This is a genomic window from Brevundimonas sp. NIBR10 (assembly GCF_027912515.1).
Lineage (GTDB): Bacteria > Pseudomonadota > Alphaproteobacteria > Caulobacterales > Caulobacteraceae > Brevundimonas.
This window is the reverse complement of record NZ_CP115464.1, coordinates 1721897-1735705: the sequence shown is the minus strand read 5'-3', so window position 1 is coordinate 1735705 and position 13809 is coordinate 1721897. Positions and strand designations below refer to the sequence as shown.

12 protein-coding genes are annotated in these 13809 nt (G+C 58.1%); 8 read left to right on the top strand and 4 right to left on the bottom strand.

From position 1 onward, the window contains the following. Positions 1-160: 160 nt before the first annotated feature. On the bottom strand, positions 161-670 hold the full coding sequence (locus O5K39_RS08520) for a GAF domain-containing protein (protein ID WP_271146845.1): 510 nt from the start codon (positions 668-670) through the stop codon (positions 161-163). A 244-nt stretch (positions 671-914) separates the two neighbouring features. On the opposite strand from O5K39_RS08520, the gene O5K39_RS08515 reads away from it, so the two are divergent. Both O5K39_RS08515 and O5K39_RS08510 read left to right on the top strand, forming a co-directional pair. Beyond that, positions 915-2420 (top strand): tetratricopeptide repeat protein, encoded by a 1506-nt coding sequence (locus O5K39_RS08515; RefSeq protein WP_271146844.1) that lies wholly within the window; start codon positions 915-917, stop codon positions 2418-2420. Positions 2421-2431: 11 nt separating this feature from the next. Further along, a complete protein-coding gene (locus O5K39_RS08510; RefSeq protein ID WP_271146843.1) occupies positions 2432-4015 on the top strand; it encodes a hypothetical protein in 1584 nt (527 codons plus the stop codon). A gap of 533 nt (positions 4016-4548) precedes the next feature. Here the strand turns inward: O5K39_RS08510 and O5K39_RS08505 are convergent. After that, positions 4549-5280, bottom strand: a complete 732-nt coding sequence (locus O5K39_RS08505; protein ID WP_271146842.1) for a hypothetical protein — start codon at positions 5278-5280, stop codon at positions 4549-4551. A 77-nt stretch (positions 5281-5357) separates the two neighbouring features. Between O5K39_RS08505 and O5K39_RS08500 the strand changes: the two genes are divergently transcribed. Beyond that, positions 5358-5618 (top strand): helix-turn-helix transcriptional regulator, encoded by a 261-nt coding sequence (locus O5K39_RS08500; RefSeq protein WP_271146841.1) that lies wholly within the window; start codon positions 5358-5360, stop codon positions 5616-5618. 23 nt (positions 5619-5641) lie between these two features. Then, positions 5642-5848, top strand: coding sequence for a helix-turn-helix transcriptional regulator (locus O5K39_RS08495; RefSeq protein ID WP_271146840.1), 207 nt, complete (start codon positions 5642-5644; stop codon positions 5846-5848). A gap of 2181 nt (positions 5849-8029) precedes the next feature. Here the strand turns inward: O5K39_RS08495 and O5K39_RS08490 are convergent. Then, positions 8030-8614, bottom strand: a complete 585-nt coding sequence (locus O5K39_RS08490; RefSeq protein ID WP_271146839.1) for a recombinase family protein — start codon at positions 8612-8614, stop codon at positions 8030-8032. A gap of 212 nt (positions 8615-8826) precedes the next feature. On the opposite strand from O5K39_RS08490, the gene O5K39_RS08485 reads away from it, so the two are divergent. After that, positions 8827-9396, top strand: coding sequence for a hypothetical protein (locus O5K39_RS08485; protein WP_271146838.1), 570 nt, complete (start codon positions 8827-8829; stop codon positions 9394-9396). A 1126-nt stretch (positions 9397-10522) separates the two neighbouring features. After that, positions 10523-11002 carry a MucR family transcriptional regulator gene (locus O5K39_RS08480; RefSeq protein WP_271146837.1) on the top strand — a complete coding sequence of 160 codons (480 nt, stop codon included), beginning with the start codon at positions 10523-10525 and terminating at the stop codon, positions 11000-11002. A 630-nt stretch (positions 11003-11632) separates the two neighbouring features. Here O5K39_RS08480 and O5K39_RS08475 read toward each other — a convergent pair. After that, complete coding sequence (locus O5K39_RS08475) at positions 11633-11827, bottom strand: hypothetical protein (RefSeq protein WP_271146836.1); 195 nt, start codon at positions 11825-11827, stop codon at positions 11633-11635. Positions 11828-12429: 602 nt separating this feature from the next. On the opposite strand from O5K39_RS08475, the gene O5K39_RS08470 reads away from it, so the two are divergent. Both O5K39_RS08470 and O5K39_RS08465 read left to right on the top strand, forming a co-directional pair. Then, positions 12430-13041: a hypothetical protein gene (locus O5K39_RS08470; protein WP_271146835.1), complete on the top strand. Its 612-nt coding sequence runs from the start codon at positions 12430-12432 to the stop codon at positions 13039-13041. A gap of 446 nt (positions 13042-13487) precedes the next feature. Then, positions 13488-13799 carry a hypothetical protein gene (locus tag O5K39_RS08465; protein ID WP_271146834.1) on the top strand — a complete coding sequence of 104 codons (312 nt, stop codon included), beginning with the start codon at positions 13488-13490 and terminating at the stop codon, positions 13797-13799. Positions 13800-13809: the final 10 nt, after the last annotated feature.

Sequence of the window (13809 nt, the reverse complement as noted above, 5' to 3'; positions counted from 1 at the left end):
GAGGGAGAGGGCTTGAGCGCACACGAGCGCTGCGAGTGTCCTTGCGCGAAAGGGTGAGGGGTTATGCCCTCGCCGTTTCGCACCGTAACCCCTCACCCTTTCGCCTTGCCGATCGCTACGCTCCCGGAGGCTCAAGCCCTCTCCCTCTGGGAGAGGGAGTTCAAGTGCCGAACACCTTCCCCAGAAGCCGTTCCAGCGCCGCCCGATCCACGCCATCGAAGGCCGCCTTTTCCGTGGAGTCCACGTCGAACACCGCGATCAGAACGCCGTCCGCCCCGAACACCGGCACCACGATCTCCGACGCCGAGCGGCTGTCGCAGGCGATATGGCCGGGGAAGGCGTGGACGTCCTCGACCACCTGGGTCAGTCCGGTCGCGGCTGCGGCCCCGCAGACGCCCCGGCCGAAGGGGATGCGCAAACAGCCCAGGGTGCCCTGATACGGGCCGACGACCAGTTCCCCTGCCCCATCCGCCCCAGCCTTGTCCGGATCGACGACATAGAAGCCCGTCCAGAAATAACTGTCGAAGGCATCGGCCAGCATCGAGGCGACCGTCGCCATGCGGGCCACGCGGTTCGGCTCGCCGTCGAGAACGGCCAGGATCTCGCCCTCGACCTCGGCATAGCAGGCGGCCTTGTCGGCGGGGCGGTCGGTGCGGGGAACATAGGACATGGCGCGGGCGATTCTGTGGGCGGTCGGCGCATATAGGGGGTCATGGGGCACAGGGCGAGATGCGCCGGATTCCCCTTTCGGGCGAGCGGCTCAAACCCTGATTTCACCCGCGATATCAAGCTGTGCGGTAAAGTCGCGCCTTTGCGGCAACGCTTTGTCGCAAAACAACGTTAACCATGAGGCGAAGTCACTGGACCCGAACGCCGTATTGCGAAATGGTTGACGCGATACCCGGGGTCGCCGGATGTCCAGTACGGGGTTCGAGGGGTTGGTGATGGGTGATCGGGAGGATCGAGGCGATCACGCGCGCGGTGTTGCACGCAGGCCCGCAACCGTCGTCGTGGCCCTGGTCGCATCCGCCGTCGCCCTGACCGGCCTGACCAGCTGCGGCGAAGGTGGCCCTTCGCTGTGGCGCAAGGATGGGGCTGCCGCCGTCAACGCCTGTCCGCGCCCCGCCTCCCTGACCGGGTCCGAGTTCAATGCCCAAGAACAGGGTTTGAGGGCGCTGCGCCGCGCCGCCTTCCGCGGCGACTTCTTCGCGCAACTGGAGCTCGGCACCCGCTATGCGGCGGTGCGCGCCACCGACAAGAACATCGAGGACCCGATCGAAAGCGCCGTGTGGACCGGCCTCGCCCTCGCCAACGAGGAGGGCTACGCCCCGATCAACCGCGTCGAGCGCGGCGGCCTGTTCGGCGGCGGCCTCAGGGCCCTGTCGCGCTATGACGACTGCCGGGCGTGGGAACGCCACAACGCCTATCAGAAGCTGGACGAGCAGCTGTCCCGGATGTCGCGCGACGAACAGGAGCAGGTCCGCGACCGGATGATCTATGTCTTGTCGACCCAGGACGCCAAGGGCTTCCGCACCCTGGCCCGGCTTCACGACGGCCTGTTCGGTCCGTTCGGCGAGCCCGAGGACAACCCTCAGGGGCGCGAGGCCTATGGCCGCAAGGACGGAGCCAATCGCGAGGAACGCTGGCGCGCGTCGCGCAACGCCGCCGTCAACCTGTTCCAGCGTAACGACGTGGACGCCTACCTCTATAACTATCTGGCGGTGCAGACCGGCGACGTCGGGGCCTATGTCCTGCTCAAGGATTTCGAACGGTCGTCACCGACGCGGGCCCGGTCCGGCTCCTTCGTCGAGGCCAAGGCGCGTCAGTGGGTGCCGCCGTACGAATTCTATCCCAACGAGGCTCCTCCGTCGGGCGTGCCCTTCTCCGACGAGAGCCGGCCACGCGGCGACGCCTATGAATACGCCCTGTCGCGGATGCAGGGCGAGATGCCATTCGTCCATGTCGGCCGGGCGCTCAAGTTCCTGGGCGTGACCGAGGACGTGGCGCGCGAACCCAACGGCCTGTCCAAACGCCAGGTCGAGACCCTGGAGGCCATGCTGGGCCATCCGATGGACGGCTTCCTGTCACCGCTGGAGAAGGTCCGCGCGATCCAGCTGGCCGCCACCAACGGATCGTCCGACGCCCAGATGGTGCTGGCGGTGATGTATTCCGAGGGGATAGGCGTTCCCGCCGACTACGCCCGCGCCTTCCACTGGTATTCGATGGCCGACAAACAGGGGAACGGCGAGGCCAAGTTCGCCATGTCCACCTTCTTCGCCCTCGGCGTCGCCGGAGTGTCCGATCAGGACAAGGCCCAGGCCGTCGCCTACCGGATCGATTCGGCCTTCGAGGGTTTCGGCCCCTCGGCCTCGCGCCTGCAGGCGGTCCTCGCCCAGGTTTCCCGTTCGCAGCGCCGCTAGGAGGGCGAGCCATGAAGACGTCATCGACCGCCCTCGCCATCTCCACTGGACTGCTGGCCGGGGCCGCCGTCGCCGCTGCCGTGTTTCTGGCCGTTGCCAGTCCGACGCCGGCCCAGGCGCAGGTCGCTGCGCGGGTCGAGAGCCAGACCCGACCGAACTTCGGCCTGCTGCTGAGCCCCCAGACCAGCAGCCGGCCCCGGCGTGAGCATCGCCGCTTCAACTATCGCGACCACCGCCCGGATTACTATGCGCCGCCACGTCCCGGTTACGGACCCGGCTACCCGCCCAACCCCGGTGGGCTTCAGAACGAGGTCGTCGTCGACTGTGGCGGCAATCCCGGCAGCGGCGGTGTCGAGGCGGCGGCCCGGCGCGTAGCCCCCGGCGGCACATTGACCATCCGCGCCTCGGGCGGCCCCTGCGTCGGCTGGATCAACATCGACAAGGCCATGACCATTCGCGGCTCGGGCAGCTATGCCGGATCGGTGACGCTCCAGGCGCCGCAGGGCCTGCCCTGTATCACCGTGGCACCCGGCGTTCGCGCCGTGATCCAGGACATCGCCCTGGCCTCGCCCACGGCCGGCGACGCCCCCTGCATCTCGGGGGAGGAGGCCACGATCGCGCTGGACCGCGTCTCGCTGCGCCACGTCGGCGACGAGGCGGCCATCCTGGTGCGCGGCGGGGTGCTCGACATCCGCTCCAGCTCGATCAACGCCCAGACCACCGGCCCCGCCATCCTGGTCGATGCCGGGACGCTGACCGCCGTGGGCCTGAATGTGGTCAACGCCCAGTCCGGTGTCGAAATCTCGCCTGGACCCGGCGGACCGTCCAGCCTGACCAACGTCTTCCTGACCGGCGAACACAACCCGTCCAATTTCGGCCCGCGGGCCATCGGGGTGAACGTCCGCTCGCGCCGAGAACTGGGCGAACTGTCGATCGTCAACAGCCGCATCTGCGGCTATGGCGAGGGCGTCGCCGTGGACGGGGTCCGCGTCACCATCCAGGGCTCGAAACTGTGCCTCGCCGACAAGGGTGTCGTCGTCTATGGCGGCGAGCTGACCCTGACCGGCTCTCGGGTTCGCGCCCGATACGTCGGCGTGGTGGCACAGGCCGGCCGCGCCGTGGTGACCAACACCGCCTTCTCCGGCGTCGAGCAGATCTTCTTCGAGGACGCGCGCGGCGACATCGATGCGCGTGGCAACTCCCTGTGGTCGCGCGGCCGGGAATGCTCGCCCGAGTTCCGACCCGAGTATCGCGGCCGGTTCGTCCCCTTCTGGCGGCGCGGCGAACAGGGCTTCGAGTGCCAGCAACGCCCCTATCCGCAGTCGTGGTGGGCCGAGGAAGAGGGTGCCCTGGGCATCGCCTACGTCAACGACGCCTATGTCGTGCCCGGGCTGAACCGCTTCAACGCCGGCTGCGGCTGGTACGACCAGCGCGGCGGCTTCATCGACGACACCCGCTACTGGGGCGAGGCCCGCTTCGGCCGCCGCAACCCGCCCCTCCCCTTCGCCAGCGATCCCCGCTACGACCGCCGTTGGGTGAGGGAGCAAGAGCGCCTTCGTGAGCGCTCCTGCGAGGCAACGCCGAGACCGTACTGACGGGCGTGGTAGGCGAGGAGGCCCTAGGCTAACTCATAAACTTCAGAGGCTTAGCCTGTAAAACGTGCAGTTTCGTCGTCCAATGATATCAACGGCTTGCTAGCGGGTGTAAAACCTCGCATGCGCCATCAACCCCTCCTAGCATTCCTGTGTCTGACCGGATTGGTCTCCTGTGGCGCACAGGATCAATGGACCGGTTTCGTCTATCCCGACGCCGACAATCTCACTGTCTCAGCCGAAATCGGGAGGTTCAAAACCTTCGAGCAGTGCCGCGTGGCTGCATCGGAGACGCTTGCCACATTTGGTCGACAACAAACGGGCACCTTCGAATGCGGTCTGCGATGCAAGCCGAGTGACGCGACCGGCCTCAACATTTGTGCCGAGACTCGGGACTAACCCACGGTTGGTGAAGCGGCGCATGAATGCGGGCACCGCTCCTAGCCGCCGCATCGGCACAGTAAGCCAGAGGCGATCTGCGCCCATAACGATACGCGCGAGCCGGCAAGACACAAGCGTTGCGTGGAAGCTATCCGCTAGCGACCTGAACCATTGCGGTGAGCGTCTATCCACGCCACCAAGGCATGAGCATCTGACTCGAAGGCGAAATCCATCACTAGCGGCCTTGATGCCATATCGGACATATGCAGGATCACGCGGCTATCGCCCTTGGACTTCGTTGTCTCGTAGCGGACCGATGCGACCCGCTCGGTGGTGACGGTAGGTGTCAACGCGGACACCGCTCCTACGATTGCGCCTACAGGCCCGGCAACAACCGCTCCAGCCACACCTCTGCCGATTGCGCTTTTGTTTTTCCTCGTTTCCACCGTCTGATAGTCGACGATTTTCCTATCGTAGGACTTGAATAGTTGGTCTGCTTGAACAGAAAGCACGTCGGAGGCGTCGTATTCAGCCTGACTAAGGATGTTGATCGTGCGGTAGTCCTTGTAGTGAACCACTACAAACGTTGACCCTCGCGGTTCGAACGCAATCGCCGCTCTTGTTTCTCCCATTTTGCATTTCTTGAACGGCCAGCCTCGTAGCGCATCATGCTCAAACGCCTGCACTGACGCGGCTCTGGCCTCTAGGAACTCGGCCTCACGCTCTTTGGCTTCACGATCCTGCTCAAGCTGGACCTCTTTCCTGCTTTCGCGTCGACGCCGCAGCGCTCTCTCGTCTTCAGTCTCAGCGGCAGTGCCATTGGCAGCCGAGAGTCCCAGAATCGCGATCACAACTAGCGCAAGCGCTCCCAAGACCCACCAGAGCATGAACCCTCCGCGATAACCCGTACTGGGATATCCGAAATCGGGTTTTAGGCAAAGCGTCGTTCAACGGGACGGCGCATATGACCAAGTCGCTACACAGCGACCGCTATGAAGAACTGCTCGTCATCCTCAGGGCATGCCGCAGAACGGCGGGCTTGACGCAAACGGAAATGGCCAACCGGCTAGGTAAGCCCCAATCCTACGTTTCGAAGCTGGAGCGCGGTGAACGGCGGATCGACGTGATCGAGTTCGTCGACTTCATCGGTGCCACAGGTTGCAAGCCGACAGCCATGCTGGACGCCCTTCAGAAAGTCATCGCTGGTATGCGCACTGAGACCTAAGCCCGATCCTGCTCTCTCCGCAAATGGATTGGCGGGCCATCGTGGGGGGAAACGTCAGACGGCTTCGCCTTGAGCGTGGCCTGTCACAGGAGCAGCTTGCACACGACTCCGAGATTGACCTCACCTATCTAGGTAGGATCGAAAGAGGCCGAAGAAATCCGAGTCTTTTGGTGCTGGTTCGGCTCGCTCAGGCCTTGGGAACGGCCCCGAGCTTCTTGCTATCTGAGTAGGTGATCGGCCGTAGATCGAAAGGAGGGCCTGCCTGCTTTTCAGCAGCATGCAGACATTCCTTGTCAGCCATACAGCTTACGGCAGTTTCGGGCGTCTCTTGTGCACCCTCCGGCAATGGAGGGGCTCATAATGAAAGCTTTGAGTGCGGTTCCCGCCACATGCCTCCGGCGCTGGCCACGGGTCTGAGAATGGTGTTCGTCGATTCAGAACGCGACAGGCATCAGAGCGAGGCGATCTAAGATTTACCGAACACGACGTCGATTTGTTCCAAGGTGAATTCGTCGTCTCCGCGCATCTCATTGACCATAAGCTTCTGACCGTGATGCTTCATTCGGATAAATTCGACAACATGGTCAATATCCGATGTTGGCATATAATCCTTTGAGTCCCTCACAATCGCCGCAAGTGCGTTTCTATAATATTCAAAAACATTTATCGTAAGAGAATCAAGGTACGCCGGAACTCTACCAGAATGCACCAAATTGTTTCTTGCTCTATATATTCGGTGTGTCTGCCACATCAGCTTTGACTCATGCTTTTCTATAGAATCACTGTACTTTTTTGGAGTTGACCACTTATCTCTCAGTTCATGCAGCCTAAAACAGGCCAAAGGATTCTGAGATATACGACGATTGAAATCTCGAAAGTGTTCATGGAAATCATGAAGTATTATGCCCCGTACAAATGATTGGTACCTATTGTATCGACCGCCTTCGCTGGCAAATTCCGTGAACCACGATGTGTCTGTTCGATGATTTACAAGGAGGCCGTTATAGGTAGCCGCAAATGTACGCCGTGCGTAGTTGCGGGCGATACATGGCGCTATTAACTCAGCGTAGTGAACGATTCTTGGCGTCCCAGCAGACGGTTCTCGTAAGAGTATTTCAAACGCTGACCACAAGGATATAAGCCTTGACTCAGGATCGTCTGAAGCGGCTGCTGTAAAGGTAGTACTTAGAGAATTTAGAATTCGGTCTCTAGACGCGATGTTAAACTGAGAGTCAATCGATTCTGTTAACGATTTTGAGTCCCTAGCTGAGTTTCCAGCTAGACGGGGGTTAAATGTCTTTCGGCTAAGACGAACCGATGCTTTCTGTACCATATCTCCCGAATCTGATGAACCTCGTATTACATAAACGTCGTCCATCCAGCTGGCTTCAAATGTCCGGCTAACTAGAATTGTGACAGAGCGTAGCCTAGAAAGCTCCTCTATGAGCTTAAATGAAGCAATGTATCGGTCTCTAGCCTTTGTCTGGAACTTTACGTATCGAAACTCTTCGTCATACTCCCAGTGATCTGTGAATGATTCTGAGACTGCTACAGGCAGATCTGACAGTTGTAGTATGTTTCCAGATACGATTCCGTCTAGATACGTTGCAAAGTGCGGAGATACCGCCGCATAGCATGTAAACTTATACTCAAGGCCATCAAATAAGCTAAAAAATCCCTTTAGCTTTCTAGCGCCAGCGCGCTCAACTCGTTCGGTAAAAAAGTATCTCTTGGCCGAATTCAGAACATATTCTCTCGAATATCCTAGATTTATTATATGGGTGCAATAAAATGATACAGCACTTAGTGTTTGTTTTCGACGACTAATTTCGTTATAATTTTCAATTATTATTCTCTCTAACCGTTCCTTATATCCCGGAGTTACGCGGTTAGACGTAACTTGGATTTGCGTCGACAGCCTTCGAATGTCGAACTTTTCGAGGGATTGAATTGACCTCAGGCTGCGCAGCAGCATTGACGGTTCGTCGTGAACCTTATGATTTATTGCTGGATCGAACTCGATTGACCACGCTAGTTCATCTTTCACGGGACCGAATGTGGCTCTAGGTAGCTGGCCTGACTCAATGTCTCTTAACAGCGCAATGGCTTCTCCAAGCCGGGCGGGCGTGTCCAATGTCATCATTCGAAAACTTTCGAACGTGTCGGTCGCAACCAAGGATGAGATCGCTTGCGCTACAAAAAGAACGCTTCTTGCTCGCTCAGTCTCCGGCCACTCGTTCGCGGGCTTCTGCACGTGTACCCCTCCTGCTTAGGCAAGCTTTACCGCTAGAAGTTGAGGAACGCCAATGCACGGGAGGAGCCCCCCTTGAACGACGGGGCATGAGACGCTCTGACCGTCCCGTATGGTAGCTCCAGTTCCCAGTATACCTGCAAAATGGACGGGCCAGACGCTAGCGTGAAAGCACCCGTCTTGTTGCCCGTTGGATCATCGAACGGTCCACACCATAGGTCTTGGCCAGCGCGCCAAGCGTCATCCCCTCCGCTCGCTTGGCGACGATATCTGCTTGTTGCGAAGCTGTGAGTTTCGAAGGCCTTCCCAGAACCTTCCCCTGTTCCTTGGCTCGTTTCAGCCCCGATTGGGTGCGCTCGATCAACAAGTCACGCTCAAACTCAGCGACGGCAGCGATCACTCCCATGGTCATTTTTCCGGCAGGGCTGCACAGGTCCACTCCCCCTAAGGCCAGACAGTGAACGCGGACACCGGACGCGGCCAACCTCTCGACAGTGGCTCTCACGTCCATAGCGTTTCGCCCAAGCCGGTCGAGTTTGGTGACGACCAATACGTCCCCTTTTTCGAGCCGGTCCGCTAGCTTGGAAAAAGCAGTTCGCTCCATCGCAGCGACAGAGCCCGAGACTGTCTCGCAGATGATGCGATGCGTCTCGACAGCGAACCCCGCACCGGAAATCTCCTGAACCTGATTGTCGGTGGTTTGGTCAGCCGTACTCACACGGCAGTAGGCAAATACCCGGCTCATAGACCCGTTCCTGTATCCAAAACCTGTAGCGGAATTCTACATGTATCTAAATGCGGAGCAAGCTATTTTTCGATCCGGCCCACGGTGGTGAATTGAAAAGGGTCGTTTGCGATACAGACGAGGGCCCGCTTCGTTCACCGGCGGGAAACCAAACTCGCTAACGCAAGGTCAGGATGTATTGCCCATGCTCTCCTGAGTGAGGGGAGTCATTTATGAGCTACGCCGGTACGTGTCCTGTTTGCAGCGAAACCATCAGGTCCAGCACAGCGAGACTTTGTGGGCATTGCAGAACCCTCGTTAGGCACACCGCGTTTTTTGGCTTCAAGGAAGATACCCCAGAGGCCAATGCCTATTATCAGGATGGTGTTCTAGGCAAATCGAAGAATGGCTGGCGGTACAGCAAATGGTCGTGGATCGCTCTCGGCTGTGTTGTCGTCTACGGCATGTTCACAGGTGCCTATGACGAAGTTCCCGAAGAAGAAGAACCGGTGGCCGTGGCTTCAATGTATGAGCAAGGCGGGACTGCCGGCCTTTCTCACCAAACAGATGACTATCCTACTGCCGTCTATGCGTCCGACCAATCTTACGATGTACAAGCGGAACTGGCAGCCGAGATTGCACGCCAGAGAACCCTTCAGGCAGAATTGAGAGAGGTCAACTCTCAACTGCTCGCTGCGCAGCAGGAGGCCGAGCTTATCGCGTCTGCTGACGCCTCAGAGATTGTCTCGGGACCGGGAGTCGTTGATGCGGCTGAGGTACAGGCAAGCCCGACCCTGCCCTAAGTCATAGCCACGTCCGCGTTGGCACCGTGCGGTCGGACCCAGAACATGACGCGACCGGGACAACCCATGCGGCGACAGGTGGTTGATCGGCCCCACAGATCGAAGTTCGCACCGCGTTCACGGGCAATGCGCTTTAGGTCAGCCTTGATCCGCAGTTCGCAGAGGTCGCATTCGGTATAGACCATCCACCGATTGGCGATGATCGCCCCTACTGTCCGTCCGGCAAACTTCCATTCGTCAGCGGTGTAGCGGTCAGGGTTCTTTCGCCCCATCCCGTCACCGGGCCGTGGTGAGGCCCAAGCTTTGAAGCTGTATCCTCGCTGCCTGTTGCAGGATCGAGCCGGGGGCCCGGCGTTCTATCTCGGCTAGCAGTGTGCCGATCCCAGCCCTGCCGTCTGCACTCGTCAGGTCAAGCTTGCTCAGGGCATCCACAAGCGCGCTGGTTCTGTCTTCCATGACCATCCTCCATTGCGCCGACCGAGTCCGATCTAGGCGTCCTTCACGGAACTAGGCAATGGTATGTTCCCTCTCTGTTCTGGTTTTCAACAGGAAGGTTGGAGAGGCTAGCTTAGCGGACCGGCTCACACGCCAAGCCGTCGCTGTCCCTATCCAGTTCGGAGCGGTACGCCAGATCACCACGGCGGATGCTCTCCCTTCCCTCTGCCCTAGCCATGGAGCAGTTCGCGAAGTGCTGCTGAGAGACCGCTCGGTGAGTGACGCGGAACAGGAAGGCCTTGGCCGGTAGATTGGGCGCTAGCGCGTATGTCGTCAGTGCAAGAGTTGCGACGAACGTCGCCGCCACCACTGGCCTGAGTGAGCTACGCCGCTTGGCTTTTGGCCTGAAGGGAATGACGACCATGCCCGATCAGAGCATCGGCACCTTGCCACCCGGTGACTATGAGTGGTGAACGGTGACGTTCAGACCCAGCAATCTTGATGGCGGCCCCAAACCGCATACGAAGCTTAAGCGCGACAAAAGTTGTGGCCAAAAAGGAGTGCGACCATTTCCCTGTTGAAGTCAGCGCTAAGAACTTTTTGAACTGTTAGTCATCTTGCCCAGTGATCCGGTCTTTCATTGTCAGCGAATGCCATTTAGTTTCCACACCATCAACTCAGGAGAGCAACATTGGCTGACGAAACCTACGATACGTCCAACGACATTTTCAGCGCGACGATTGAGCTAGCATCCTCATATGCTTCGAACGCGAACAATCGCCTGTCTCCTGATGACTTTCAAGCTCTGATCAAGGACACGTTTGCCACGCTCAAAGGCTTAGACGACGGAGCTCCTGCCCCGGTTGAAGAGACAGAAGACCTCACCAAAACCAAGGCTGAAATCAAGAAGTCCATTCAGCCTGACATGCTGATCAGTTTTGTTGATGGCAAATCGTACAAGAGCCTGAAACGCCACCTAGCCCGGCACGGCTACACGCCTGAGAGCTATCGCAACACTTTCGGGCTCGGCAAAGACTATCCAATGGTCTCTCCTAGCTACTCCGCTGCACGTAGCGCATTGGCCAAGTCCATGGGGCTAGGAGTTGGAGGGCGGAAGCCAAAGGGTCCCGCGAAAAAGCCCAGAGCGACCAAGGCTCCAGCAGCCGAATAGGCAGCGCAACAAGACGATGATCAGCCCGGCCTCTGCGCCGGGTTTTTCATGCCTCCCAAGGATGACCTTTGTCAGGTTGAACCACTCGCCCCCTTGCGCATTAATTTTGGGCAGATCGCCTCTGGCTTACTGTACCGACGCGGCGGTATGGAACGGTTGCCCGCTATCAGCGCCGTTCCGCTATTCTAACCCCACAACCAGCAAGCCGTCATAATGGTGCGGCCCCGCTGGTACCGGAAAGGCTACGTATTCCTCACCAGCCTTGGCAGTGATGGTCCGGACTAAGTCGTCAAAGTCTATTTCGTGACCGGGGATAGGATACAGGTTCAGCCCGTCAGGGTCGTAAACCCGACGAACCGGCGCACCAGTCAACAGACTGTCTAGCAACTTCCCCATAGCGCGTAGAGAAACACTGATTTCTCAGATCGGCAACGAAAAGTTTACGTAGGGTTAAGGTGTACGGTTCCGTACAAAGGCTCTTGTGGTGGTTGCTATCCCACTCACCCGGCGACCGAGCAAAAGCTGGTTCAATGTTTGGGCCGGGAGGTCCGCCTTCAGACAAGGAGCCAATATCCTAGAACGACCCAAAGCGGACCCTGCCTACTGCGGTCGTCGTAGATGACCTCAGTGTTAGCGCGACCGTTTTTTGGACAAGCGATCCACCAGCAGAGCACCGGCAAAAGTAGCCATGCACATAGGAAAAATCCATGGCTGGAAGCGGTCGCCGTTACTGCCGAAATGATAAAACAAGCCAACTGCGGCTGTAGCGACAACCAATAGCATGAGGGCTGCGTAGGCAGCGATGGTGATGGGATCGCGCGTCATGTTCGCTCCTTTGCTAAGCCAGCATATATTTCCGACGTCACAGATGTCGAGACGTCCGCTGTGCGACCGGAACCAGCCCCATATAGCCTTGGCGGCTTGAGCCGCTGTCACAACGATCAACAGGGCGATCAAAGCTAGCTCTTTCCTGTCCCGTTTCATGATCCAGCGACCTGCACCGACGCCTCAGCGACCCTGATTGGTTCTAACCCTCTAGAATGACTCTGGATGGCCCCTAGGGGCGCGGTAATGGCTGTCCGGCATCAGAGGGCACCTGCGGCGACTTGAGTCTGCACGGGCTACTGAGGGGCAAATGGCCGGCGGCGCGGTCCTGCGAGCGAAACCCTTCTTATTTCCTAGCCTCGGGCGTAAGCCCTCAGCTTAACAGAGAAGAGAGCTTGACTTTTCTCCCTGTTTATGATATTTTTCTTCCTGTTCATTCAGATTAATTCTCCTTCTGATTTTCTTTCTCATTTTGTTGCTGTCTTAGAACCAACAGAGAGAAGATAAGAACTAATGTAAAAGCTCAATCATATCTCATATTAAGCCCCGCAGTGGGGCTTTAATGCGTTTGATGAGAGGAGATATTTATTAAGAGTTAAATAATGCAAGACGTACTTATCCCTCAGGATGTGTATGACAGATTACTGATGCGCCTACTACAGAACCATGTGGGGCATAAAAAGCTAAGCGATTTTGCTCTCGTTAAGCAGATGGTCGAGAAACACACTAGAACTACATTGGATGGTCCTTACGTGAGGGCCGATATCCTCGAAATCGCCGAAGACTCCCTTCAAAAGAACATCAAGCTCGCTGGGGACCGATACCAGACAGCCCCTGACAGGCTTCTCCTGTTCTCTATCAAAGAGGCTAGAGAGGCGACCGCTTCGCCTTCGGCTCCCGAGCCAGTGCAATCATTGCAACAGCATGACGTTGGAGAGCCCTCCAGCCCAGAGCCAGACGCAACGCCCGATGTAGCCCAGACTGCTGAGGCAGAGGAAACGGTCAAGTCGCATACCTACAAAGGGCATGGCCGGATCGCTGATCGCATCAATGGGGCCTCGCCTAGCGCCCCCAAGCCCGATCCTCGAAATACAGAGATTGCCGCACTCAAGGAAAGCCTTGGACCTCCGCCCGAAGGGACGATGTGGATGTTCGATGGGTTCGACAGCTTCGACGCTGTGCCAATCTTGCTCGAACTCCCTGACCTAAACTGAGCGACAGAGACTGCCCGCCTGACCAGCGGGCGGGTCTTTCTCCGGTTCCCGTGCACACCCGCAACTGCGAGCTATCCGCAAAAAAAAGGAAGCATTGGACCACCTTTGCGGGAGTAAAATCGGTCCAACTATCTAAGCGATAATGGTCGCATGCAACGCGGTCGGGGTGGAACGAAAAAATCTAAATGCTGAGACCTACGTCAGACCGCATCCCGCTCGGCCGGCATAACAGCGGTTCGTAAATCGAGAGCAGCGAAATTCGTTTGCGTTGCGGCCCTTAAGTAGTCGCAACATTAATACGCGCGGTCTCTAATATAATAGACATCATGTCTGCCATTTTCCCCGTCGAAATCCCAGTCATTTTAGCTAATGCCGCCTGATTTTCGCCTCTTGACGCCCAATTGGGCCTAACCTCTAGATCATTCTCCCAAGCAACGGAGGCTCCTATGCCCAACTACATTTACTACGTGAACCCGGATTACGGACAGAAGGCTTATACTGCTTTCACAGTCCTTGCAGATTATGTGATCGATCATTCCGAATACGTTTGGTCCATTCGAAAAGCCAACTATGAAAGGTTCTCCGAGACTGGTCTGCTTATTGGCCCGGAACGCGCTTTCAGGTCGCTGCATCGGCAGATCGAACTGGCCAACCTGTTGAAAGCAGGCGAGGCCACCAATCCTCTCGCCGAGTTCGTAGCCCTCATGGACGACTGCGGTGTGGATCGGCGTGGAAAAGGGACCCCGTTAGCGGTGTGATCGGCGTCGA